Genomic DNA, 23,109 nt, shown 5'->3' on the forward strand with positions numbered 1-23,109 from the left:
CGGCTTACTCGCCCTGGTACTGCTTTTCTTCCACCAGTGCCGAACCGGCGACACGGTTGATCTCGTTCTTCACCTGCACGCGTTCACCGTTGGTGCCGTACACCCCGCGCGCGAGCTGGATGAAGGCATCATCGAACTGCTGGGCGGCTTCCTTCTCGCGCAGCGCGTCCTGGATGTCCCACATGCGCTCGTTGATGGCCTTCAGCGCCTCCTTGAGCGTGCCCAGCGACGGCTGCGCCTGCAGCTGGGCGGCCAGCAGCGGCAGCAGCCCGTCCAGTTCGGTACGCACATTGGCCAGCTTGGTGGCGTCGCCGATGCGCTCGGCCTTGATTTCCAGGATGGTGATCTTGTCGATCAGCTCACCGATCGATACCGGGGTCAGGATGGCTTCCACGCTGCGGCTCCATTGAACAGGCACGCATGATACCGCGCCCCTGCGCGGAGGCTTTACGCGGTTTTTGCGCGAGGGCCGCACCTGCGCCATCGATTCGTTACGGCCGCCGCCCCGACACTGCCGTCCTCGGCGGCGAGGCCGCTTTTTCGACGTGGATGGACTGAAGTGAAGACCCAGGGGAAGCGCGTGGCGGTGATCGCCGCGCTGGCAGTGGCGCTGTGCGCCGGGAGCGCACAGGCGCAGGTGCAGGTCAGCGGCAATGCCACGCTGACCAGCGATTATGTGTGGCGTGGCAGCACGCAGAGCGATGGTGACCCGGCCGCGCAGGCCGGCGTGAAGGTGTCCAGCCACGGCTGGTATGCCAGTGGCTGGGGCTCGAACGTGTCGTTCAAGCCGGACAACGGCGCCCACACCGAGTTCGATCTGGTGGCTGGCTGGTCCGGTGCGCTGGCGACGGACTGGAACGTGGACGTCAACCTGACCCGGTACCTGTACCCGGGCACCGGTCGCCGCCTGGACTGGACCGAAGGCAGCGCCACCCTGAGCTGGCGCCAGTACGCCTGGCTGCAGGTGGCCCATTCCAGCGACGCGCTGGCCGGTGGCCACCGCGGCACCTACGGCCTGCTGGGCGCCCGCCTGCCGCTGGGGCAGAAGCTGCGCCTGGAAGCGGCGGTGGGCCACTACTGGCTCGACGCGGCGCAGGGCCCGGACTACACCCATGGCCAGCTCAGCGCGATCGCCACGCTGACCCCGACCTGGGAGTTGCGTGCCACCGTGCATGACACCGACAACGCCGCCCGCCGCCTGTTCCCCGGCGCGGCCGGTGGCCGCTTCGAACTGGCCCTGCAGGGCAGCTTCTAGGCCTTGGCCGCCGCCTGGCGCGCGCGCAGCGCGCCAGGCAGCCACAGCAGCAGGGCCAGCACGCCGACGCTGGCCCCGGCCAGGCACACGCCGGTCCAGCCGAAGCGCTGGTACACCTGTGCCGACAGCAGCGAACCCAGCGAACCGCCGATGAAGTAGCCGGTCATGTAGCCGGCGTTGAGGCGGTTGCGGGCATCGGGCTGCAGCGCGTAGACCACGTTCTGGTTGCTCACGTGCAGCAGCTGCGCGGCCAGGTCCAGCGCCAGCACGCCGACCAGCAGCGCGGCCAGCGAATGCGTGGCCACGCCCAGTGGCAGCCACGAAGCCAGCAGCAGCACCAGGGCGATGGCGGTGGCACGGCCACTCTGGCCCCGGTCGGCCATGCGCCCGGCGATGCCGGCCGCCAGCGTGCCGGCGGCCCCGACCAGGCCGAACAGGCCGATGGTCGCATCGGTGTAGCCATAGGGGTGCTGGGCCAGCAGGAACGCCAGCGGCGTCCAGAACATGGCGAACATGGCGAAGCTGCACGCGCCCAGCAGCGTGCGGTGGCGGAACACCGGTTCACGCGCGAACAACGTGCCGATCGAGCGCAGCAGCGCGAAGTAGCCCAGCCCGGCACCGTGGCGGAAGCGCGGCAGCCCGCGCCACAGCGCCAGCGTGGTGGACACCAGCACCACGGCGGCCACGGCGTACACCCAGCGCCAGCTGCCCAGGCTGGAAATGCCGCCGGCCACCGTACGCGCCAGCAGGATGCCCAGCAGCAGCCCGCTCATCAGCGTGCCGACCACCCGCCCGCGATGCTGCGGTTCGGCCAGCGTGGCCGCGAACGGCACCAGCACCTGCGCCACCACCGAGAACAGGCCGGTCAGCGCCGTGCCCAGCAGCAACCAGGGCAGGCTGGGCGCCAGTGCGCTGATCACCAGGCCGCACGCCGACAGCAGCGACATCACCACGATCAGCCGGCGCCGCTCGAACAGGTCGCCCAGCGGCACCAGCAGGATCAACCCGGCCGCGTAGCTGAGCTGGGCTGCGGTAACCACGATGCCGATCTGGCCGAACGGCACGCCGAACTGCCCGGCCATCGTGTGCAGCAAGGGCTGGGCGTAGTAGTTGCTGGCCACGGCAACGCCGGTGGCGAAGGCCATCAGCAGCACCTGCCAGCGGTGCAGGGACGGCAGCGGGGTCGGATCCATGGGGCATACCAGCACAACAGGGGGCCGCACAGTGTCGGCGCTGGCCAGCGATGATGGAAATGAATCATCATCATCCCTGTCATCTTGAAATGAGATGTTGGCGTGAACCTCAAGCAGCTCGAATTCGCCGTGGCGCTGGCCGAGGAAGGCAACTTCACCCGGGCTGCGGCCCGTTGCCACGTGGTGCAGTCGGCGTTGAGCCACCAGATCGCCCACCTGGAGCAGGAACTGGGCGCGCCGTTGTTCGAGCGGCTGCCGCGCCAGGTGCGCGCCACGCCCGCCGGTGAGGCCCTGCTGGTGCATGCGCGGCAGGTACTGGCCAGCGTGCGCCACCTGCGTGCGGACGTGGCCGCCAGCATCGGCCAGGTGCGCGGTACGCTGGCGGTAGGCCAGATTTCCTCACTGACCGGCATCGACGTGGTGGCACTGCTGGCCGGCTTCCAGCAGCGCTACCGGCAGGTGGAATTCCAGCTGCGCATGGACAAGAGCGAAACATTGATCGCCCAGGTGCGTGACCGCCAGCTGGATATCGCGTTGGTGGGGCTGGCGCCCTCGGCCAGCATCGAAGGCGTCTGCCATCGCGTGCTGCAGGAAGAAGCGCTGGTCGCGGTGATGGCGCCGCAGCACCCGTTGGCCGGGCGCAAGCGGCTGCCCCTGCAGGCGCTGGTGGACCAGGCCCTGGTTGATTTCCCGCAGGGCACCGGCGCGCGGCGGCAGACCGACGATGCGTTCGCAGCGGCCAATCTGCCCCATCCGGTGCGTTTCGAGGTCAGCCACCTGGAACTGGTCGAGCGCATCGTGCGCCATGGCCTGGCCGTGGGCATCGTGCCGCTGTCCATCGCCGAAGGCTTCAGCGGCGTAGCACGCATCGCCCTGCAGCCCACGCCACGGCGGCGCGTGCACCTGGTCTGGCAGCGCGTGCCGACCCCGGCCGCGCAGGCGTTCCTGCAGGACCTGCTCAGCGCCGCAGGCGCAGGCTCAGCCCCTTGAGGAAGTTGCGCAGCATCTGGTCCAGGCAGCGGCGGTAGTTGGCATGGCCGGGCTGGCGGAACAGGGCCCCCACCTCCGATTTGGACGCACGGAAGCCGGCGGCGGCGAAGATCTCCATCAGGTCCACGTCGCGCAGCTGGAACGCTACCCGCAGCTTCTTCAGGATCAGGTTGTTGTCCAGGCGGGTCTCCACCGGCCGCAGCGGCTGGCTTTCGTCGCGGCCACGCAGGTGGATGATCAGCCCGTCCAGGAAGTGCGCCAGTGCGGCATCGGGGCAGGGCAGATGGCCGGGCTCGTCCTCGCGGTGCAGCCAGCCCTTCACCTCGTCGGTGGTCACGCTGAAGGCGGGGTCGGCCAGCTGGCACAGCGAAACGACATGGCCATCGGCCAGGTCCATGGAATAGCGCAGGCTGCGCAGGACATCGTTGTTGATCATGGCGCCATTGTACCGGTGACGGCGGTACCCCCTGCGTGGTGGCCGGCGGGCCGCCCGCGGCAATACAGGCAGCGGCCGACAGTGCCAGAATGGTTGCCTGCATCCCACGGAGTAGCTTGATGAGCCGTACCGTCCTGATTACCGGCGCCACTTCCGGCTTCGGTGCCGCCGCCGTCCACCGCTTCGCCAAGGCGGGCTGGAAGGTGATCGCCACGGGCCGTCGTGCCGAACGCCTGCAGCCGCTGGTCGCGGCCTATGGCGCGGACATCGTGCATGCGGCGGTGTTCGACGTGCGCGACCCGATCGCGATGGAAGCGGCCCTGCTGGCCCTGCCGCCGGCCTTCGGCGAGATCGACCTGCTGGTCAACAACGCCGGCCTGGCCCAGGGCACCGCGCCCGCGCAGAGTGCCAACCTGCAGGACTGGCGCACCATGATCGACACCAACGTCACCGCCCTGGTCACGCTGACCCATCGCCTGCTGCCGCAACTGGTGCAGCGCAAGGGGGCGATCATCAACATTTCCTCGGTGGCCGGCGTGTACCCGTACCCGGGTGGCAACGCCTACGGCGGCACCAAGGCCTTCGTCAGCCAGTTCTCGCTGGGCCTGCGTTCGGACCTGCATGGCACCGGCGTGCGCGTGACCACGATCGAGCCGGGCATGGCCGAGACCGAATTCACCGTCGTGCGCACCCACGGTGACCAGGCGGCATCGGACAAGCTCTATGCCGGTGCGAACCCGATGACGGCCGAGGACATCGCCGAGCAGATCTTCTGGGTGGCCACCCTGCCGCCACACCTGAACATCAACCGGCTGGAACTGATGCCGGTCAGCCAGTCGTTTGCCGGGTTCCAGGTCGCCCGCGAAGGGTAACTGCCGCCACGGGCCGGGCGCGGCGCCACGCGCAAAGAAAAAGCCGGGCATTGCCCGGCTTTTTCCGTTCAGGCCGCAAGGCTCACTGGGCCTTGATCGCCATCGCCTGCAGGCCCGTGCCATCGAGCTTCTGCTTGGCTTCGGCCAGCTCGCTGGCGCTGCCGTAAGGCCCCATGCGCACGCGGTAGACCATCTTGCCGTTGATCTGCGCCGATTCCACGCGCGCGGCCAGGCCCATCATCGCCAGCTTGGCCTTGGTCGCCTCGGCATCGCCGGAGGCACCGAACGCGCCGGCCTGCAGGATGTAGCGGGCGTTGTCGGCCGGTGCCGTCGCGGCCGGCGTGGCCTGCGCCGGGGTGGCCGGTGCGGCGTCATGGCGGCTGGGCGTGGTGGTGGCCGTGGTGGTTGCCGCGGTGCTGGCCGGTGCCGGGCGTTCGCTCACCGGGGCCGGCAGCGTGGCGGCCGGGGTACTGGTGGCCGGCGCCGTACTGGCTGCGGGGGCCGTGGCCACGGCGGCCGGCGGCACCGGCCTGCCGTCCAGGGCAGCCTGCGCGCGCTGCGCTTCAGCCTTGGCCTTGCGCTGTTCTTCGGCGCGTGCGCTGGCGGCCAGCTCGGCATCGGACATTTCCACTTCCTTGCCGGGCAGCAGGGTGTAGAAGTCGTACTGCGTCGCTGCAGGCTTGGTCGGCTCGGCGGGCTTGGCCGGGGCGGTGGCCGGGGCGTTGCCGCCATCGGCTTCGCCGTCGGCGACCGGCGCCGGCTGCGCGTTCGGGTTCGGCTGCGGGCCGGCGCGCAGGAAGCCATCGCCTTCACCCTTGAACAGGTTCGGCGCTGCCAGGAATACCACTGCCGCGATCGCCACGCCGGCCACCAGCCACACCCATCCGGGTGTGCCCTGGCTGCCGCTGTTGCGCCGTGCCTGGCTTTTGCCGCGTCGTGCTGCCATGTGTACTACGTCTCCTGAGACTTACATTTTTTCCGGGGCACCAACGCCCAGGAGGTCAAGGCCGTTGGCCAGCACCTGGCGCGCGGCGTTGGCCAGGGCCAGGCGCGCGTCGAGTTCGGCCTGGTCCAGTTCGAGGATCTTCTTGCTCTGATACCACGTGTGGAAGGCATGTGCCAATTCACGCAGGTACTGCGCGATCACGTGCGGTTCGAGCAGGCTGCCGGCCGATTCGACGATTTCCGGGTAGCGCGACATCTCCACCATCAGCCACAGCGAGGCTTCGTCATCCAGCGTCGGCAGGCCGGCAAGGCCCGCGCTCGGCGAATGGGTGATGCCCTTTTCCGTGGCCTGGCGCAGCAGGCTGCACACGCGGGCGTGCGCGTACTGCACGTAGAACACCGGGTTGTCGTTGCTCTGCTGGCGGGCCAGGTCGATATCGAAGGTCAGCTGCGAATCGGGCTTGCGCGCGATCAGGAACCAACGGGTGGCATCGCGGCCGGCTTCCTCGATCAGGTCGCGCAGCGTGAAGTAGCTGCCGGCACGCTTGGACAGCTTCACTTCCTCGCCGCCGCGCATGACGGTGACCATCTGGTGCAGCACGTATTCCGGCCAGCCCTTGGGGATGCCCACTTCCAGCGCCTGCAGGCCGGCCAGCACGCGGGCCAGCGAACCGTGGTGGTCCGCGCCCAGCTCGGTGATGGCGCGTTCGTAGCCACGCTGCCACTTGGACAGGTGGTAGGCCACGTCCGGCACGAAGTAGGTGAAGGTGCCGTCGGACTTGCGCATCACGCGGTCCTTGTCGTCACCGAACTCGGTGCTGCGCAGCCACAGCGCGCCGCCTTCCTCGTAGGTGTGGCCGGAGGCCTGCAGCTTGGCGACCGCTTCGGCCACCTTGCCATCGGCATACAGCGAGCTTTCCAGGAAGTAGATGTCGAAATCCACGCCGAACGCGGCCAGGTCCAGGTTCTGCTCGTTGCGCAGGTAGGCCACGGCAAAGCGGCGGATCGCGTCCAGATCCTGCGGGTCCTTGGCTCCCACCACGGTGGTGCCTTCCAGTTCGACGCTGGCACCGGCCAGGTAGGCACGGCCGACATCGGCGATGTACTCGCCGCGGTAGCCGTTTTCCGGCCAGCCGTCCTGGTCCGGGGCGATGCCGCGCGCACGCGCCTGCACCGACAGGGCCAGGTTCTCGATCTGCACGCCGGCGTCGTTGTAGTAGAACTCGCGCTTGGCGTTCCAGCCATTGGCATCAAGCACGCGTGCGATGCAGTCGCCGATCGCCGCCGCGCGGCCATGACCGACATGCAGCGGACCGGTCGGATTGGCCGACACGTATTCCACGCCCACGGTACGGCCGTTGCCGGACAGGTTGCGGCCATAGTCATGGCCTTCCTTGAGCACCAGCGCGGCTTCACGCTGGTATGCGGCCGGGGCCAGATGGAAATTGATGAAGCCCGGGCCGGCGATGTCGACCTTGCTCACGTCTTCGCTGCGCGGCAGCGCTTCGACCAGCGCCTGGGCGATCGCACGCGGGTTGCTGCGCGCGGCCTTGGCCAGCAGCATGGCCGCGTTGGTGGCGAAATCGCCATGTTCGCGGGTCTTCGGGCGCTCGACCACGAAGTCCGGCGGCAGGGTATCGGCCGGCAGGGTGCCATTGGCGCGCAAGGCTTCGATGCCTTGGCCGATGAGGGCGCGGAGGAGATTTTTCACGAGGCCTGCTGTGTGAATGAGCGGCGGAATCGCCCATTTTAGCCCAGAAGCGGCCCGCTGGCCGGCTCGGCCCTGACCGGGCAGGCCATGGCCGGCCCGGCCGACCTACCTGAACAGCCGCGATTGCCGTTGTGACAGCAGCCCCCGTTCGGCGAACGATACCGGCGTGCCTTCCCCCACCACGAAGTGGTCCAGCAGGCGGACATCGACTAGGTCCAGGGCATGCTGCAGTTCGCGGGTGAGCTGCTCATCGGCCTGGGAGGGTTCCGGATCGCCGGAAGGATGGTTGTGGCTGACGATGACCGCCGCCGCGTTGAGCACCAGTGCCCGCCGCACCACCTCGCGCGGGTAGACGGCTGCCGCGTTGATCGTGCCGTGGAACAGGTCTTCGCAGGCCAGCAGGCGGTGCTGGTTGTCCAGGAACAGCACGCTGAACACCTCCTGGGGCCGGGCCCGCAGGTGCTGCTGCAGGAAGCGGCCGACCAGGGCGGGGTGCGTGCACGCCGGCTCGCCCTGTTCCAGCCGGGCGGCCAGGTGGCGCTTGGCCAGTTCCAGCCCGGCCACCAGGGTGCAGCTGCGCGCCGGGCCCAGGCCGGGCAGGCGGGTCAGTTCGCCGGCATTGCGGTCGAGCAGGGTGCGCAGCGGGCCATGCGCGCCCAGCAGTTCGCGGGCGGTCTGTACCGCGTCGCGGCCACCGGTTCCCGACCCCAGGAAAAGGGCCAGCAGCTCGGCATCGGACAAGGCGGCCGGGCCCCGGGCCAGCAGTCTTTCGCGGGGGCGTTCCCCTTCGGGCCAGTCATGGATGGGCATGGGCATAGCTTGCGCCGGCCTGTTCCCGCTTCCCATCGGGGAACGCCGCAGGTGGCTGTGGGTCAGCGCCCCCGGCCACGCAGGTAGTCGAACAGTTCCTGGTTGTTGCACAGCCCCAGCTTGCGCTTGGCTTCGGATTTCTGCCGGCTGATGGTCTTGGGGCTGCGCCCGCAGTGGTCGGCGATGGCATTGATGCTCAGTCCCTGCGCCAGCAGGTCCAGCACCTCGCATTCGCGTGCGGACAGGGAGGCCGGTTCGCGCCGGGGGTGCAGGTCGCGCGCCTGCAGGTGCGCCCGCAGTCCACGCGACACGTGCAGCTGCCCGGCCATCGCCGCGCGCAGGGCCTGCGGCAGTTCGATGAAGTCGGCCGTCTTGTCCACCAGGCCCAGCACGCCCTCGCGCAGCAGGCCGCCGAGGACGTCCGGGTGGCGCACGCCGGTCAGTACCACCACCGGCAGCGCCGGGTGCCGGGTACGCACGGCCTGCAGCAGCTGCGCGCCGTCCGGGCCGTCGCCGGGCATGGACAGGTCGGTCAGCAGCACGTCGTAATCGCCAGGGTCGCATTGCGCCAGCAGGGACAGCAGGGCCGGGCCGTCGCCGGCACTGGCGACCACCTGCATCTGCTGGCGTTCGAGCACGATGCGGACGCCGTGCAGGACCACGGGGTGATCGTCGGCGATGATGATGCGGGGTTGCACGCTGGCTCCTTGGAAAACGACTGCACGCGCCGATGCAGGGCACCAGCAGGATTCTGCGAATCCCGCCGCGCCGGGGGTATAAGAAAGATCCGAAACCGCCGTCAGCCCCGGCCTTCCCGCCGCCCTGCACGCGGGCCCATCAGTTGATAGCCTGCGGTTATGTGCACCGGTCACCGGGGCGACGGGGGCCATCGGGTAAGCTAGCGCCCTCGTTTGCACAGGATTTCCAGGTGGCTGACTCCCCCAAGGCATCCCCGGCGGCCACGCGCGCGCTGGATGGCCAGAAACTGTTGTTGTGCGTGGGCGGGGGCATCGCCGCCTACAAGGCCCTGGAACTGGTGCGACGCCTGCGCGACGCCGGTGCCCAGGTGCAGGTGGCCATGACCGCCGGCGCCCAGCAGTTCGTCACCCCGCTCAGCTTCCAGGCCCTGTCCGGCCAGCCGACCCGTACCACGCTGTGGGACAGCGCCGCCGAACAGGCCATGGGCCACATCGAACTGGCGCGCTGGGCCGACCGCATCGTGGTCGCCCCGGGTACCGCCGACCTGCTGGCCCGTCTGGCCCATGGCCATGCCGATGACCTGGTCAGCACGCTGTGCCTGGCCAGTACCGCGCCGTTGACCGTGTGCCCGGCCATGAACCACCGCATGTGGCTGCACCCGGCCACCCAGGCCAACGTCGCGCTGCTGCGCGAACGTGGCGCGCAGGTGATCGGCCCGGTCGACGGCCCGCTGGCCGAAGGTGAATCCGGCCCGGGGCGCCTGGCCGAACCGCACGACATCGTGGCGGCCCTGGCCGGCAACCTGGCGGCGACCGCCGCGCCCGATCCGGCCAGCGCGCAGCTGCGCGGCCTGCGCCTGGTCATCAGTGCCGGCCCGACCTACGAAGACATCGACCCGGTGCGCTATGTCGGCAACCGCAGCAGCGGCAAGATGGGCTTTGCCCTGGCCGAGGCCGCCGCCCGCGCCGGTGCCCACGTGGTGCTGGTCAGCGGCCCGGTGCACCTGCCCACGCCGGCCGGCGTGCAGCGGGTGGATGTGCGCTCGGCCGCGCAGATGCGCCAGGCGGTGCTCGATGCCCTGCCGGCGGACATCTATATCGGTGCGGCCGCCGTCTCCGATTACACCCCGCGCCAGGTGGCCGCGCAGAAGCTGAAGAAGACCGCCGGCAGCCAGGCGCTGGTGCTGGAGCTGGTGCGCACGCCGGACATCCTGGCCGAGGTGGCCGCGCAGACCCAGTCGCTGAAGCTGGTGGTCGGCTTCGCCGCCGAAACCCATGACGTGGAGAAGTACGCGCGGGGCAAGCTGGTCGACAAGCGACTGGACCTGGTGATCGCCAACCAGGTCGGCATCAGTGGCGGTGGGTTCGAAAGCGACAACAACGCCGCCACGGCCTACTGGCAGGATGGCGAACAGAATTTCCCGGCCACCACCAAGCGTGAGCTGGCCGCACAACTGCTCGCGCTGATCGCGCGGAGGCTCCAGGCATGACCCAGGCACACCTTCCCCAGCCGCTGCAGGTGAAACTGCTCGATCCGCGTTTCGGCGACAGCTGGGCCTTGCCGGCCTATGCCACCGAAGCCAGCGCCGGCATGGACCTGCGTGCTGCGCTGGAAACCGCGCTGACCCTGCAGCCGGGCGATACCGCGCTGGTGCCAAGCGGCCTGGCCATCCACATCGCCGATCCGGGCCTGTGTGCGGTCATCCTGCCGCGTTCAGGGCTGGGCCATCGGCATGGCATCGTGCTGGGCAACGGCACCGGGCTGATCGACGCCGATTACCAGGGCCCCCTGCTGATCAGCGTCTGGAACCGGGGCCGGGAGGCCTTCACCATCGAACCGGGCGACCGCATCGCGCAGCTGGTGGTGGTGCCCATCGCACGCGTCAGCCTGCAGGTAGTGGATACTTTCACCGACAGCGTTCGGGGAACGGGTGGATTCGGCCACACCGGAGTGCGCTGACAGGGAGCAACGATGAACAACAGCGCGGCAGCGAAGTCGATACGTTCCTGGGTACGCAAGGAGTCGCTGTTGGCGCTGCTGCTGGTGCTGCTGGCGGCCTGGCTCGGCTATGGCGCAGTCCAGCAATGGCGCCAGCAGGCGACCGTGGATGCGCTGGAAAGCGCCCGCGATACCGCCGTGCAGGGCCTGCAGCAGGCGGCCTCGGGCCAGCTGTCGCAGCTGGGCCGTCAGCTCAAGGCTGCGCGCGTGCAGCAGGCGCTGCAGGCCGGTGACGCCGCAGGCGCCGCGCTGGCCCTGCGGGAAAGCTGGAGCGGTGTCGAGCAGGTGGATGTGTTCGCGGCCGACCTGGCTACCGGCTATGCCGACCCGGCCGCGTTCGGCTATGCCCGCCTGGCCCTGCTGGAGGCGGCGATCGCCCAGAACAGGCCCGGGCTGCGCGTGGTCCGTGATGGCGGAGGCAACCGCCTCGGCCTGGCTGCACCGGTCACGCTGGGCACGCAGGGCCCGGCCGTGGTGTATGTCCGCCAGCCCCTGCTGCGCCTGACCGCGCCGCTGGACCAGGTGCAGGCTCCGGGCACCGGTTTCCTGGCCTTGCGCCAGGGCACGCGCGACCTGGTGGTGCAGGGGGATGCCAGCCTGTCCTCGACGGCCGAAGCGCAGGCGCGCCCGATTGCCGGTACCCCGTTGCGCCTGGCCGCTGCCGTACCGGCGGTGGATGCCGGTCCGCTTGGGCTGGGGGTGATTTCCGGTGCCATCGTCGCGCTGCTGCTGGCACTGGTGGCAGTGCTGATGCTGGTTGGCCGCGGCCGCCTGCCCACGTCGCTGCCCACATCGCTGCCGCGCCGCCGCGCGGTGGCCGAGGAAGACCAGGGGCCGACGCTGCGCGAGAGCCTGGCGATGGTGCCGCCGGCAACGGCGATGGCTGCTGCCACGCCTGCGGAGGCGGCATCGGCCGCGCCGCCGGCACCGCCACCGGTGCCGGCCGATGAACTGGCTGCCGGCATGTTCCGTGCCTATGACATCCGTGGCGTGGTCGGCAGCGAGCTGACGGCCCGCAGTGCGGCCCTGATCGGCCAGTCCATCGGCACGGCAGTGCTGGAACAGGGGCTGCGCGAAGTGGTGATCGGCCGCGACGGGCGGCTGTCCGGGCCGGAACTGGCGGCCGCCTTGGCCGAAGGCCTGCGCCGCGCCGGCTGCGATGTCATCGACATCGGCATGGCGCCGACGCCGGTGGTCTATTTTGCCGCCTTCCACCTGCGCACCGGGACCTGCGTGGCGGTGACCGGCAGCCACAACCCGCCCGAATACAACGGTTTCAAGGTCGTCATCGGCGGGGAAACGCTGTCCGGCAGTGCCATCACCGACCTGTACGCACGCATCACCGAGGGCCGCCTGATGCAGGCTGCCGAACCGGGCAGCTACCAGCAGCGCGAGGTCAGCGAGGACTACATCCAGCGCATTGCCGACGACGTGCAGCTGGACCGCCCACTGAAGGTGGTGGCCGACGCCGGCAACGGCGTGGCCGGCGCTCTCGCCCCGCAACTGCTTGAAGCCATCGGCGCCGAGGTCATCCCGCTGTACTGCGATGTGGACGGCAGCTTCCCCAACCACCACCCCGATCCCAGCGAACCGGCCAACCTGGAAGACCTGGTGCAGACGGTCAAGCGCTTCGGCGCTGACCTGGGTGTCGCCTTCGATGGTGATGGCGACCGCCTGGGCGTGGTCACCGGCGAAGGCCGGATCATCCATGCCGACCGTCTGCTGATGCTGTTCGCCGCCGATGTGCTGATGCGCAACCCGGGTGCGATGGTGCTGTATGACGTGAAGTGCACCGGCCGGCTGTCCGACCATGTGCTGCGCCACGGGGGCAGCCCGCTGATGTGGAAGACCGGGCATTCGCTGATGAAGGCCAAGATGCGCGAGACCGACGCCGAGCTGGCGGGCGAGATGAGCGGGCACTTCTTCTTCAAGGAGCGCTGGTTCGGTTTCGACGATGGCCTGTATGCCGCCGCGCGCCTGCTGGAGATCCTGGCCCAGCGCGAGGACAGCGTGGACGAGGTGATGGCCGAACTGCCCGAGGGCCTGTCCACGCCGGAACTGAAGGTGCCGGTGGCCGAAGGCACGCCGCACGCGCTGGTGTCGCTGCTGGTCTCGGCCGCACAGGCGGCCGACAGCCCCTATGCCGGTGGCCGCCTGTCCACCATCGACGGCCTGCGCGTGGATTTCCCCGATGGCTGGGGCCTGGTGCGCGCCTCCAACACCACCCCGGTGCTGGTGCTGCGCTTCGAAGCCGACAGCGAGGAGGCACTGGAGCGCATCCAGGCGTTGTTCCGCAGCCAGTTGCAGCCGTTGCTGGGTGATACCCCGCTGGGATTCTGATCGTCCCATCCACGCATGGCGTGGATCTACGGAGGTGGGCCGCTGTCGATCCACGCCATGCGTGGATGGAATCCCCGTACGCCCGCACCGGCCCGCCGTTGTAGATCCACGCCATGCGTGGATGGAATCCCCCGCACGCCCGCACCGGCCCGCCGTTGTAGATCCACGCCATGCGTGGATGGAATCCCCGCACGCCCGCACCGGCCCGCCGTTGTAGATCCACGCCATGCGTGGATGGAATCCCCCGTACGCCCGCACCGGCCCGCCGTTGTAGATCCACGCCATGCGTGGATGGAATCCCCCGCACGCCCGCACCGGCCCGCCGTTGTAGATCCACGCCATGCGTGGATCGGGCCGCCGACCTACCCCTTGAACCGCAGCCCCACGCCGGGCTCGGTGAACAGGTAGCGCGAATCCAGCGCCGAATCGCCCAGCTTGTGCCGCAGCTTGCCCACCAGGATGCGCAGGTAGTGCGTGTCGTGCTGGTGGGTCGGCCCCCAGATTTCCTGCAGGATCTGCGGCTGGGTCACCACCCGCCCGGCATTGCGCAGCAGCAGCGACAGCAGCGCGTACTCCTTGCGGGTCAGCGCCACCGGCTGCCCGTCCAGCGTCACTTCGCGGCGCACCAGGTCCACGTGCAGGTGGCCATCGTCGAACACCGGCGGGGTGCCATCGACCGGCACGCTGCGCGTGCGCAGCAGAGCCCGCACGCGGGCCATCAGTTCCTGCGTGCCGAACGGCTTGGTCACATAGTCATTGGCGCCGTTGTCCAGCGCCCGCACCTTCTCGCCTTCGCCAGCGCGCACGGTCAGCATGATCACCGGTACCTGGCTCCACTGGCGCAGCTGTTCCAGCACCTCGTGGCCTTCCATGTCGGGCAGGCCGATATCCAGGATCACCAGGTCCATGTCCTCGCTGGCCAGCAGCTGCAGGCCCTCCTGGCCCGTGGCAGCCTGGCGCACGGCATAGCCCTGCGCACGCAGGCTGATGTCCAGGAAGCGTCGGATCTGGGTCTCATCGTCGATCACCAGCACGCGCGCGCACGGCGCGCTGGCGTCAGGGGCTGTTGGACTCATCGTGGTCGGCCGGGGTCAGCAGGGGCAGGGTGATGCGGATCAGGGTACCGCGACCGTCGCGCCCGGACAGCGCCTGCACGCTGCCACCGTGCGCGCCGATCATGCCCTGGCAGATGGTCAGGCCCAGCCCGGTGCCATGGCGGCCACGGTCACCGCGTTCCACGCTGTAGAACATGTCGAAGATGCGCGCGCGCTCGTCATCGGGGATGCCCGGCCCGCGGTCGATCACATCGATGCGCAGCTGGTTGTCGAACTGGCGGGCCTGCACCACCACTGCCTCACCGGCGGGCGAGAACTTGGCCGCGTTCTCCATCACGTTGAACACCGCCTGTTCGACCAGCGCCGGGTGGACCCAGATCGGTGCCAGCGTGGCCGGGATGTCCAGTTCCAGCCGCACCTTGGGCTGGTAGCGCTGCAGCCGGCGGGCGGCCGAGCCGATCAGCTCGTCCACGCCGATCCAGTCGCGGTTGATCTTCAGTCCTTCATGGCCCAGGCGGGTCATGTCCAGCAGGTTCTGGATGTAGCGGTCCAGTCGTTCGCCTTCCACCAGGATGGTGTCCAGCAGGGCACGGCGGTCGGCCAGGTCCATGGCCTCGCCATAGCTGGCCAGGCTGTCGGCCGAGCCGATCATCGCCGCCAGTGGCGAGCGCAGATCGTGCGAGACCGAGGACAGCAGCGCCGAGCGCAGCCGCTCGGTCTCGTTGCTGACGTGGGCCTGCTCCAGCTCCGCCACCAGTCGCGTGCGCAGTGCGGCCTGGGCGATGTCATCGACCATCGCCTCGGCCAGCTGGCGTTGTTCGGGCAGCAGCCGCGCCTGCGCACCCGGCAGGTACAGGCCGGCCACGCCGATCGCACGGTCCTCGCCATCGAGCAGCGGCAGGAACCACCAGCGGGCACCGGCCAGGGTGTCGGTGAAGCGGCCACTGGGCTGGCCATGGCGCAGTGCCCAGTCGGCGGCGGCCAGGTCGGTATCGCCGGGCTGGGCACGGCCACCGCTGCGGGTTTCATTGCCGATGCGCAGCCACGCCGGTGCGTCCAGCGCCTGTTCCAGCGCCAGGCGGCCGGCATGCAGTACCTCACCGTTGCCTGCCGCGCTGGCCAGATGCCGGCCCAGGTGCTGGCGCGCGCGGGCATGGCGGTTGGCCGCGCTCAGGGCCACCACCTGCATGCGCAGGCGCGAGGCCAGGCGGCCGGCCACCAGTGCGGCGGCCAGGAACAGGAACACGGTGATCACGCCCTGCCGCGCGCCGATGGCGAAGGTGAAGCGTGGGGCGATGAACAGGAAGTTGTACGACAGGAAGCACAGGATCGCCGCCAGCACGGCGATGCTGGCGCGGGTCCGGGCAGCCACCAGTACCACCGCGGTGATGAACACCATCGACAGGTCGGCCATGCCCACCCAGCGGTCCACCAGCCATGCCACCAGGCAGGCCAGCGCGGTGGCGGCCAGGGCCTGCAGCGCTTCCGGGCCCTGCCCATGCAGCGGTGCCAGCAACCGCTCGCGGCGCGCGCGCGCACGGGCCTGCGGGGTGCTGATGATGGTGATCTCGTAATGCGCTCCGCGCTGGATCAGCTGCTGGGTCAGCGTGCGGTTGACCATCCGCGCCAGCGGGCGTTCACGGGTGCGGCCCAGCACCAGCGTGGACACGCCGTTGTGCGCGGCGTGGTCGAGCAGGGCATCGGCGATGCTGGAGCCGTGCAGCAGCTCGGCTTCGCCACCCAGCCGGCGGGCCAGCGCGAAGGCCGCATCGATCTCCTGCCGGGTGGCCTCGTCCTGGCGCCGGCCCTGCACGGTCACCACGGTCCAGGGCGCATCGCGGCGCTCGGCGATGCGCCGCGCCACGCGCACCAGGTATTCGCTCTGGCCACCGCCGTCGATGGCCACCAGCACGCGCCGTTTCAGCGGCAGCGCCGCCTCGCCGCGCGCCGCGCGGGTTTCGCGCAGGCTGTTGTCGACGCGGTCGGCGGCCTCCTGCATCGCCAGCTCGCGCAGCGCGGTCAGGTTGGCCGGCGAGAAGAACTGCTGCAGCGCCTGCGCGGCCTGTTCGGGCACATAGACCTTGCCCTGCTGCAGCCGCGCGATCAGCTCGCGTGGCGGCAGGTCCACCAGCACGATGTCGTGCAGGCGGTCGAACACCGCATCGGGCACGGTCTCGCTCACGCGCACGCCGGTGATGCGCATCACCACGTCGTTGAGGCTTTCCAGGTGCTGGATGTTGATCGTGGTCCAGACGTCGATGCCGGCGTCCAGCAGCTCCATCACATCCTGCCAGCGCCGCTCGTGGCGGCTGCCGGGGGCGTTGCGGTGGGCCAGTTCGTCCACCAGCACCAGTGCCGGGCGCCGCGCGAGCACGGCGTCCAGATCCATCTCCTGCAGCGTGTGCCCGTGGTAGGCCACCGGCTTGAGCGGCAGGTGCGGCAGGCCCTCGACCAGCGCCTGGGTATCGGCGCGGCCGTGGGTCTCCACCAGCCCGACCACCAGGTCCACGCCGCGCCGCAGCTGTTCCTGGGCGCGGGTGAGCATGGTGTAGGTCTTGCCGACCCCGGGGGCAGCACCGAGGAAGACGGTGAGCTTGCCACCGGCTTCGCGTTGCAGTCCTTCCACCAGGGCATCGGCCTGGCGTGTACGCAGGTCACTCATGGGGGCGATTGTGCGCGCAGGCGTGGCAAGCGTGCATCACGGGGCCGGGCCGGTGGCGTCGAGCGCGCGGTTGAGGGTCATCACGTTCACCCGCGGCTGGCCGAGCAGGCCCCACTGCGGGCCCTGCGTGCTGGCCTGCACCAGCGCCTGCACACGGGCTTCGGGCAGGCCGCGCGCGCGTGCCACGCGGGCCACCTGCACCTGTGCCGCGGCCGGGCTCAGTTCCGGGTCCAGGCCACCGCCGGACTGGGTGACCAGGTCGGCCGGCACCTGGGCCGGGCGGATGCCTTCGCGCGCGGCAACCGCTTCGGTGGCCTTGGCCACCTGCTCGATCAGCGCCGGGTTGGTCCGGGCCAGGTTCGAACCGCTGGCCGACATCGGGTCGTACTTGGCCGCCGATGGGCGTGCCTGGAAGTAGCCATCGGCCTGGAACGGTTGTGACAGCAGGCGCGAGCCACGCACCTGACCGTTGGCATCCACCAGCAGGCTGCCCGTGGCCTGGTCGGGGAAGGCCGTGCCGGCAATGCCGGTGGCGGCCACCGCATAGACCAGGCCGGTCAGCAGCAGGCTGGCGATGCCCAAGCCGATCGCCGGGCGCCAGCTGGCGCCATCGAGCACCGGGGCAGCGGGCGCCTCGGCGCGCGCGCTGCGGGTGGCAGAGGAGGAGAGGGGACGGTTCATGCGCCGAATACCAGGACAAGGAAGAGATCGATCAGCTTGATCGCCGCGAACGGCAGCAGTACGCCACCCAGGCCGTACACCAGCATGTTCCGGCGCAGCAGCGCCGTCGCGGTGGCCGGGCGGAAGCGCACGCCGCGCAGCGCCAGCGGGATCAGCGCCGGAATCACCACGGCATTGAAGATCAGCGCCGCGAGCACCGCGTTGCGCGGGCTGGACAGGTGCATCACGTTCAACGAGGCCATCGCCGGCAGTGCCGCGGCGAACAGCGCCGGCAGGATCGCGAAGTACTTGGACACATCGTTGGCCAGCGAGAAGGTGGTCAGCGCGCCGCGGGTGATCAGCTGCTGCTTGCCCACTTCCACCACCGCCAGCAGTTTGGCCGGGTCCGAATCCAGGTCGACCATGTTGCCGGCTTCCTTGGCCGCCTGCGTGCCGGAGTTCATCGCCAGGCCGATGTCGGCCTGGGCCAGCGCCGGTGCGTCGTTGGTGCCGTCGCCGACCATCGCCACCAGGCGGCCGCCGGCCTGCTCGGCACGGATGCGCGCCAGCTTGTCTTCCGGGCGGGCCTCGGCGATGTAATCGTCCACGCCGGCTTCGGCAGCGATGGCTGCCGCGGTCAGCGGGTTGTCGCCGGTGATCATCACCGTACGGATGCCCATGGCGCGCAGCTGGGCGAACTTCTCGCGCATGCCGTGCTTGACCACGTCCGACAGCTCGATCACGCCCAGCACGTGGCGGCCTTCGGCCACCACCAGCGGGGTAGCGCCATTACGCGCCACCTGCTCCACGCGCCCGGCCAGTTCCACCGGCACGCTGCCACCCAGCGACTGCACGTAGGCGCGGATCGCATCCTGCGCGCCCTTGCGGATCTGCTGGCCGCCCGGCAGGTCCACGCCGGACATGCGGGTCTGTGCGGTGAAGGCCAGGTAGTCGGCCTTTTCCGGCTCGGCGGTGGCACAGCCCTGTTCGCGGGCCAGGCGCACGATCGACTTGCCTTCCGGGGTCGGGTCGGCCAGCGAGGACAGCAGCGCCGCTTCGCGCAGCTGTTCGGCATCGATGCCGGCCAGCGCGTGGAAGTGGCTGGCCTGGCGGTCGCCGTAGGTGATGGTGCCGGTCTTGTCCAGCAGCAGCACGTCCACGTCACCGGCCACTTCCACCGCCTTGCCCGACTTGGCCAGCACGTTGGCGGCCAGTGCACGGTTCATGCCGGCGATGCCGATGGCCGGCAGCAGGCCACCGATGGTGGTCGGGATCAGGCACACCAGCAGGGCGATCAGCAGCAGCGGGTCGACCTTCACGCCGACCGCCGCACCGATGGCCGGCAGCGTGGCCACCACCACCAGGAAGGTCAGCGTCATCGCCGCCAGCAGCAGGGTCAGCGCCACTTCGTTGGGCGTCTTCTGCCGGTTGGCGCCTTCAACCAGCGCGATCATGCGGTCCAGGAAGCTGTGGCCCGGTTCGGCGGTCACCCGCACGATGATCTCGTCGGACAGCACCTTGGTGCCGCCGATCACGCCGGAGCGGTCGGTGCCGGCCTCACGCAGCACCGGCGCCGATTCACCGGTCACCGCCGCTTCGTTGATGGTGGCCAGGCCGTGCACGATCTCGCCATCGGCCGGGATCAGATCGCCGGCGCTGACGATCACATGGTCGCCCGGGCGCAGCTCGGCGGCCGGCACGTGGGTTTCGCTGGCACCGGCCTGCGGTGCGGCCAGGCGGCGGGCGGTCAGGTCCTGGCGGGCACGGCGCAGCGATGCCGCCTGGCCGCGGCCACGGGCCTCGGCCACGGCTTCGGCGAAGTTGCCGAACAGCACCGTCACCAGCAGGATCGCAGTCACCGCCAGGCCGAAGCCCAGCGGCGCGTTGCCGGTCAGGGTGACCAGCAGCGAGACCAGCGTGCCGGCCATCACCACGGCCATCACCGGGCTGTGCACCAGGTGCATCGGCGAGAGCTTGAGCACCGCCTCCACCAGGGCACGGCGCAGGCCGGCACCATCAAGCAGGGCAGGGCGGGAAACAACAGTTGAGCGGGTCATGGGTCGATCCTCAGTGCAGTCCCAGGCTCAGGTGGTCGGCCACCGGGCCGAGCACCAGCGCTGGCATGAACTGCAGCACGGTCAGGATGACGATCACCGAGACCAGGGTCAGGGCGAAGGTCGGGGTTTCGATCTGCAGGCTGCCGGCCGATTCCGGGGCCTGGCGCTTGGCGGTCAGCTGCGCGGCCACCACCAGCGGGATCACCAGCAGCGGGAAGCGGCCCAGCAGCAGCACCAGCGAACAGCTCAGGTTCCACCACGGCGTCGCATCGCCCAGGCCTTCAAAGCCCGATCCGTTGTTGGCGAACGCGGAGGTGTACTCGTAGAACACCTGGCTGATGCCATGGAAGCCGGGATTGGACGTACCGGACAGGCCCGGCACGGCCAGGGCGATGGCGGTGAACACCAGCAGGGTGATCGGCTGCAGCAGGATCAGCAGTGCCAGCAGGCGCACCTGCGGTGTTTCCAGCTTGCGGCCGAACAGTTCCGGCGTGCGGCCGGTCATCAGCCCGGCCAGGAACACGCCCAGCAGCAGGTAGACGATGAACTGCTGCAGGCCGCAGCCGATGCCGCCCCAGATCGCGCTGACCAGCATGTTGACCAGGGCCATGCCACCGGTCAGCGGCGCCAGCGAGTCATGCATGGCATTGACCGAGCCGTTCTGCACCTGGGTGGTCACCGCGGCCCACAGCGCACTGCCATCGGCGCCGAAGCGCACTTCCTTGCCTTCCATCACCAGCGCACTGGCGGCGGTGGCACTGTGGCCCTCGCTCCAGACCATCGCCGTGGTGGACAGCACCGACATGCCGAGCATGCAGGCGAACACCAGCACCCCGAAGCGGCGGCGTCCGGTCAGCGAGCCGATCATGAACACCGAGGCGATCGGGATCAGCAGGATGCCGATCAGCTCCAGCGCATTGGACAGCGGGGTCGGGTTTTCCAGCGGGAACGCGCTGTTGGGGCCGTACCAGCCGCCGCCGTTGGCGCCGAGCTGCTTGGCCGCGACCATGGCCGCCACCGGGCCCAGCGGCAGCTTCTGCTGCGCCATGCCGGCACTGGCGTCGATCGGCGTGGCCTGCGGGCCACCGGCCAGCGTGGCCGGCACGCCCTGGCTGGCCAGGGCCAGCGTCCACACCAGGCACAGCGGCAGCAGGAAGCGCATGCACAGGCGCATCACGTCCACGTAGTAGTTGCCCACCGCGATCTGACGGTCACCGGGCAGGTCACTGTCGGCCGCCTGCTTCGGTGCGCGCGAGAACAGAGCGCGCAGCGTGGCCACGGCCATCGCCAGGCCCATCATCGGCGTCACCACCATCAGGCCGGTGATGGCCGTCATCTGCGACAGATAGGACAGCTGCGCCTGGCCGGAATAGTGCTGCTGGTTGGTGTTGGTCAGGAACGAGATCATCGTGTGCAGCGCCGTATCCCAGCGCATGTTCGGGATCTGGTCCGGGTTCAGCGGCAACCACGCCTGGGTCATGAACACGGTCTGCACCAGCACCGCGATCACCACGTTGCTCAGCACGAAGGCCAGCACGTAACCACGCCAGTTCATCGAGCGCGCGGGATCCACGCCGAACAGGCGGTAGAGCGGCCGCTCGATCCAGTGGAACAGCACGTCGATCTTCATCGGCGTACCACGCATGATGCGGGCCAGGTACAGGCCCAGCGGCCAGGCCAGCAGGACGCTGGCGGCCAGGAGAATGAGGATTTCAGTCATGGCAGGCTCCGCTCAGAACGCATCCGGTCGCAGTACCACGTACAGCAGGTAGGCGGCAGCGACGAGCACCAGCACCCCGCAGACCAACGACAGCCAGGCAGGCATATCAGCATCCTCCCTGGCGGTGGGCCGTGAACGGCCGGGGGGAACGGGCGGCGCACAGGGGGGCCGGAACGGACACGACCGCCGCCCGCCGGGGGGCAGGGGAGGTGCGGAAGACAGGGCCGAACATGGTTGATGCATCCTGGTGGAACCCCTCCACCTCAGGGCGCCATCCTCCTGCCGGTGCCCATAAACGCACTACGCGCCGGACAGGGCCGGCGCGTAAAAAGTGCATAAATTCGGTGGCCTGAAGCGTAACGGCCCGCCGGGCATCAGCCGGCCGGCAGGGCGCTCTTCAGTTCACGGTAGCGCTGCAGGGTGGCTTCGATCTCGCCGTCCAGTGCCTGCCGCTGCTGCTCGAAGCTCAGCTGCAGGCGTTGCTGGGCCTGCAGCTGGGCGTGCCGCTGGCGGATCGCCTCGGCGTCCTTGTCCGGTACCTTGCCGCCGGACAGTTCACGGTCGCCGGCCGCGCCCAGCAGGGCCACCAGCGCGCTGCGCAGGCTGGCCACGTTGTAGGCGGCCGTGCGCAGGTTGTTGTCGATCACGTCCTTGCGCTCGCTGAACACCCGGCGCAGGTCATCCTCGCTGGCATAGGTCGCCAGCATGGCCTGCTCGGTGCGCTGGCGGGTCTGTTCGGCCATCTGGTCCAGCCGCACCTGTGCCGCTGCCGCGCCGGCAGCGGCGCGCTCGTCATCACTGAGCGCGCGCTGCACCTGCGCGTTGCGCAGGCCGCTGTTCACGCTGAACTCGTCGCGGGCGTGGTTGACCGCATCGGCCGGCAGTGCATCGCTGCAGATACGCTCGGTGCCCTCGTTCCAGCAATACAGCTTCTTCTGCTTTTCTTCCTTGCTGGGCTGCGCACAGGCCAGCGACGGCAGCAGCACCAGCAGCAGGGCAATGGCGGGAACTCGGGACATCGGGCGGGCCTTCCCCTGGGTCAGCGCGTGGGCCGGGTACCGTACTGGGCGCGATAGGCTTCCAGCGGCTGCCGGTAGCCGACAAGTTCCGGGTTTCCAGAGGCGAAATCAAGCAGATCGGCCAGGGTCGCCACGGCGATCACCGGAATGCCGGCTTCTTCGGCCACGGCCTGGGCGGCCGAGCGGCGGTCGGTTTCCGAGGCGATTTCCTGCCGGTCCAGTGCCACCACGATGCCGGCCGGGGTGCCACCGGCGGCGCGGATGATCGCCAGGGCTTCACGGATGGCCGTACCCGCGGTGATCACGTCATCCACGATCAGTACGCGCTTGCCGGTCAGGTCGGCGCCGATCAGCTGGCCGCCTTCGCCGTGGTCCTTCACTTCCTTGCGGTTGAACGACAGCGGCAGGTCACGGCCGCGCTGGGCCAGCTCGCAGGCCATGGCGGTGGCCAGCGGAATGCCCTTGTAGGCCGGGCCGAACACCACGTCGTACTTGATCCCGCTGGCATCGATGGCGTCGGCATAGCAGGCGCCCAGCTGGGACAGCAGCGAGCCGGAGTCGAAGCGGCCGGCATTGAAGAAATAGGGGCTCAGGCGGCCGGACTTGAGGGTGAACTGGCCGAAGCGCAGGGCGTCGGCGGTCAGGGCCAGCTGCAGGAAACGGTGGCGGTGGTCGCTCATCAACTTT

Annotated in this window: 21 protein-coding genes; 6 read left to right on the top strand and 15 right to left on the bottom strand. The window is 69.7% G+C overall.

The window, feature by feature from the left end:
• Positions 1–4: 4 nt before the first annotated feature.
• Entirely contained in the window at positions 5–394 is a 390-nt protein-coding gene (locus Q9R17_RS09865; RefSeq protein ID WP_308158234.1) for a DUF6165 family protein, read from the bottom strand.
• Between the two features lie 165 nt (positions 395–559).
• Between Q9R17_RS09865 and Q9R17_RS09870 the strand changes: the two genes are divergently transcribed.
• The gene (locus Q9R17_RS09870) at positions 560–1,255 is read left to right on the top strand and encodes a TorF family putative porin (protein ID WP_308158235.1); all 696 of its coding nucleotides are present in this window, start codon (positions 560–562) and stop codon (positions 1,253–1,255) included.
• Here Q9R17_RS09870 and Q9R17_RS09875 read toward each other — a convergent pair.
• Positions 1,252–2,448 carry an MFS transporter gene (locus Q9R17_RS09875; protein WP_308158236.1) on the bottom strand — a complete coding sequence of 399 codons (1,197 nt, stop codon included), beginning with the start codon at positions 2,446–2,448 and terminating at the stop codon, positions 1,252–1,254. The two genes, Q9R17_RS09870 and Q9R17_RS09875, sit on opposite strands and share 4 nt — an antisense overlap.
• A gap of 102 nt (positions 2,449–2,550) precedes the next feature.
• On the opposite strand from Q9R17_RS09875, the gene Q9R17_RS09880 reads away from it, so the two are divergent.
• Entirely contained in the window at positions 2,551–3,438 is an 888-nt protein-coding gene (locus tag Q9R17_RS09880) for a LysR family transcriptional regulator (RefSeq protein WP_308158237.1), read from the top strand.
• Here the strand turns inward: Q9R17_RS09880 and Q9R17_RS09885 are convergent.
• Positions 3,407–3,874 carry a DUF1456 family protein gene (locus tag Q9R17_RS09885; RefSeq protein WP_308158238.1) on the bottom strand — a complete coding sequence of 156 codons (468 nt, stop codon included), beginning with the start codon at positions 3,872–3,874 and terminating at the stop codon, positions 3,407–3,409. The genes Q9R17_RS09880 and Q9R17_RS09885 overlap by 32 nt on opposite strands.
• Positions 3,875–3,993: 119 nt before the next feature.
• On the opposite strand from Q9R17_RS09885, the gene Q9R17_RS09890 reads away from it, so the two are divergent.
• Positions 3,994–4,746 carry an SDR family NAD(P)-dependent oxidoreductase gene (locus Q9R17_RS09890; RefSeq protein WP_308158239.1) on the top strand — a complete coding sequence of 251 codons (753 nt, stop codon included), beginning with the start codon at positions 3,994–3,996 and terminating at the stop codon, positions 4,744–4,746.
• Positions 4,747–4,828: 82 nt separating this feature from the next.
• On the opposite strand, the gene Q9R17_RS09895 is transcribed toward Q9R17_RS09890, so the two are convergent.
• The 4 genes from Q9R17_RS09895 to Q9R17_RS09910 all read right to left on the bottom strand — a co-directional run bounded on the left by Q9R17_RS09895 (position 4,829) and on the right by Q9R17_RS09910 (position 8,910).
• Positions 4,829–5,692 (bottom strand): SPOR domain-containing protein, encoded by an 864-nt coding sequence (locus Q9R17_RS09895; protein ID WP_308158240.1) that lies wholly within the window; start codon positions 5,690–5,692, stop codon positions 4,829–4,831.
• A 21-nt stretch (positions 5,693–5,713) separates the two neighbouring features.
• Complete coding sequence (gene argS, locus Q9R17_RS09900; protein ID WP_308158241.1) at positions 5,714–7,402, bottom strand: arginine--tRNA ligase; 1,689 nt, start codon at positions 7,400–7,402, stop codon at positions 5,714–5,716.
• Positions 7,403–7,507: 105 nt separating this feature from the next.
• Positions 7,508–8,212 (bottom strand): DNA repair protein RadC, encoded by a 705-nt coding sequence (gene radC, locus Q9R17_RS09905; RefSeq protein WP_308158242.1) that lies wholly within the window; start codon positions 8,210–8,212, stop codon positions 7,508–7,510.
• A 62-nt stretch (positions 8,213–8,274) separates the two neighbouring features.
• Complete coding sequence (locus tag Q9R17_RS09910) at positions 8,275–8,910, bottom strand: response regulator transcription factor (RefSeq protein ID WP_308158243.1); 636 nt, start codon at positions 8,908–8,910, stop codon at positions 8,275–8,277.
• 230 nt (positions 8,911–9,140) lie between these two features.
• Between Q9R17_RS09910 and coaBC the strand changes: the two genes are divergently transcribed.
• The 3 genes from coaBC (at position 9,141) to Q9R17_RS09925 (ending at position 13,249) form a co-directional block, all read left to right on the top strand.
• Positions 9,141–10,400: a bifunctional phosphopantothenoylcysteine decarboxylase/phosphopantothenate--cysteine ligase CoaBC gene (gene coaBC / locus Q9R17_RS09915; RefSeq protein ID WP_308158244.1), complete on the top strand. Its 1,260-nt coding sequence runs from the start codon at positions 9,141–9,143 to the stop codon at positions 10,398–10,400.
• Positions 10,397–10,870 (top strand): dUTP diphosphatase, encoded by a 474-nt coding sequence (gene dut, locus Q9R17_RS09920; protein WP_308158245.1) that lies wholly within the window; start codon positions 10,397–10,399, stop codon positions 10,868–10,870. The genes coaBC and dut overlap by 4 nt, the downstream gene beginning before the upstream one ends.
• Before the next feature lie 75 nt (positions 10,871–10,945).
• Positions 10,946–13,249, top strand: a complete 2,304-nt coding sequence (locus Q9R17_RS09925; protein ID WP_308158322.1) for a phosphomannomutase/phosphoglucomutase — start codon at positions 10,946–10,948, stop codon at positions 13,247–13,249.
• Between the two features lie 362 nt (positions 13,250–13,611).
• Here the strand turns inward: Q9R17_RS09925 and Q9R17_RS09930 are convergent, their stop codons facing one another.
• The 8 genes from Q9R17_RS09930 to pyrE form a co-directional block, all read right to left on the bottom strand.
• Positions 13,612–14,325 (bottom strand): response regulator transcription factor, encoded by a 714-nt coding sequence (locus tag Q9R17_RS09930; RefSeq protein ID WP_308158246.1) that lies wholly within the window; start codon positions 14,323–14,325, stop codon positions 13,612–13,614.
• A complete protein-coding gene (locus tag Q9R17_RS09935) occupies positions 14,306–16,966 on the bottom strand; it encodes a sensor histidine kinase KdpD (RefSeq protein ID WP_308158247.1) in 2,661 nt (886 codons plus the stop codon). The genes Q9R17_RS09930 and Q9R17_RS09935 overlap by 20 nt, the downstream gene beginning before the upstream one ends.
• Positions 16,967–17,002: 36 nt before the next feature.
• Entirely contained in the window at positions 17,003–17,647 is a 645-nt protein-coding gene (gene kdpC / locus Q9R17_RS09940; RefSeq protein ID WP_308158248.1) for a potassium-transporting ATPase subunit KdpC, read from the bottom strand.
• The gene (kdpB, locus tag Q9R17_RS09945) at positions 17,644–19,683 is read right to left on the bottom strand and encodes a potassium-transporting ATPase subunit KdpB (protein ID WP_308158249.1); all 2,040 of its coding nucleotides are present in this window, start codon (positions 19,681–19,683) and stop codon (positions 17,644–17,646) included. Before kdpB ends, kdpC begins: the two co-directional genes overlap by 4 nt.
• A gap of 10 nt (positions 19,684–19,693) precedes the next feature.
• Positions 19,694–21,403 carry a potassium-transporting ATPase subunit KdpA gene (gene kdpA / locus Q9R17_RS09950; RefSeq protein ID WP_308158250.1) on the bottom strand — a complete coding sequence of 570 codons (1,710 nt, stop codon included), beginning with the start codon at positions 21,401–21,403 and terminating at the stop codon, positions 19,694–19,696.
• A gap of 12 nt (positions 21,404–21,415) precedes the next feature.
• Complete coding sequence (locus Q9R17_RS09955) at positions 21,416–21,508, bottom strand: potassium-transporting ATPase subunit F (RefSeq protein ID WP_308158251.1); 93 nt, start codon at positions 21,506–21,508, stop codon at positions 21,416–21,418.
• A 269-nt stretch (positions 21,509–21,777) separates the two neighbouring features.
• Complete coding sequence (locus tag Q9R17_RS09960) at positions 21,778–22,422, bottom strand: hypothetical protein (RefSeq protein WP_308158252.1); 645 nt, start codon at positions 22,420–22,422, stop codon at positions 21,778–21,780.
• 20 nt (positions 22,423–22,442) lie between these two features.
• Entirely contained in the window at positions 22,443–23,102 is a 660-nt protein-coding gene (gene pyrE / locus Q9R17_RS09965; RefSeq protein ID WP_308158253.1) for an orotate phosphoribosyltransferase, read from the bottom strand.
• Positions 23,103–23,109: the final 7 nt, after the last annotated feature.

Origin of the sequence: Stenotrophomonas sp. 24(2023) (genome assembly GCF_030913365.1) — a bacterium.
GTDB lineage: Bacteria > Pseudomonadota > Gammaproteobacteria > Xanthomonadales > Xanthomonadaceae > Stenotrophomonas.

Bases quoted from the DNA above. Each gene is read 5' to 3' on its own strand.
- dut (WP_308158245.1), top strand. From the start codon at position 10,397: ATGACCCAGGCACACCTTCCCCAGCCGCTGCAGGTGAAACTGCTCGAT.
- Q9R17_RS09895 (WP_308158240.1), bottom strand. From the start codon at position 5,692: ATGGCAGCACGACGCGGCAAAAGCCAGGCACGGCGCAACAGCGGCAGC.
- kdpB (WP_308158249.1), bottom strand. From the start codon at position 19,683: ATGACCCGCTCAACTGTTGTTTCCCGCCCTGCCCTGCTTGATGGTGCC.
- Q9R17_RS09960 (WP_308158252.1), bottom strand. From the start codon at position 22,422: ATGTCCCGAGTTCCCGCCATTGCCCTGCTGCTGGTGCTGCTGCCGTCG.
- Q9R17_RS09930 (WP_308158246.1), bottom strand. From the start codon at position 14,325: ATGAGTCCAACAGCCCCTGACGCCAGCGCGCCGTGCGCGCGCGTGCTG.
- Q9R17_RS09955 (WP_308158251.1), bottom strand. From the start codon at position 21,508: ATGCCTGCCTGGCTGTCGTTGGTCTGCGGGGTGCTGGTGCTCGTCGCT.
- kdpA (WP_308158250.1), bottom strand. From the start codon at position 21,403: ATGACTGAAATCCTCATTCTCCTGGCCGCCAGCGTCCTGCTGGCCTGG.
- Q9R17_RS09875 (WP_308158236.1), bottom strand. From the start codon at position 2,448: ATGGATCCGACCCCGCTGCCGTCCCTGCACCGCTGGCAGGTGCTGCTG.
- Q9R17_RS09890 (WP_308158239.1), top strand. From the start codon at position 3,994: ATGAGCCGTACCGTCCTGATTACCGGCGCCACTTCCGGCTTCGGTGCC.
- radC (WP_308158242.1), bottom strand. From the start codon at position 8,212: ATGCCCATCCATGACTGGCCCGAAGGGGAACGCCCCCGCGAAAGACTG.
- pyrE (WP_308158253.1), bottom strand. From the start codon at position 23,102: ATGAGCGACCACCGCCACCGTTTCCTGCAGCTGGCCCTGACCGCCGAC.
- Q9R17_RS09885 (WP_308158238.1), bottom strand. From the start codon at position 3,874: ATGATCAACAACGATGTCCTGCGCAGCCTGCGCTATTCCATGGACCTG.
- Q9R17_RS09935 (WP_308158247.1), bottom strand. From the start codon at position 16,966: ATGAGTGACCTGCGTACACGCCAGGCCGATGCCCTGGTGGAAGGACTG.
- kdpC (WP_308158248.1), bottom strand. From the start codon at position 17,647: ATGAACCGTCCCCTCTCCTCCTCTGCCACCCGCAGCGCGCGCGCCGAG.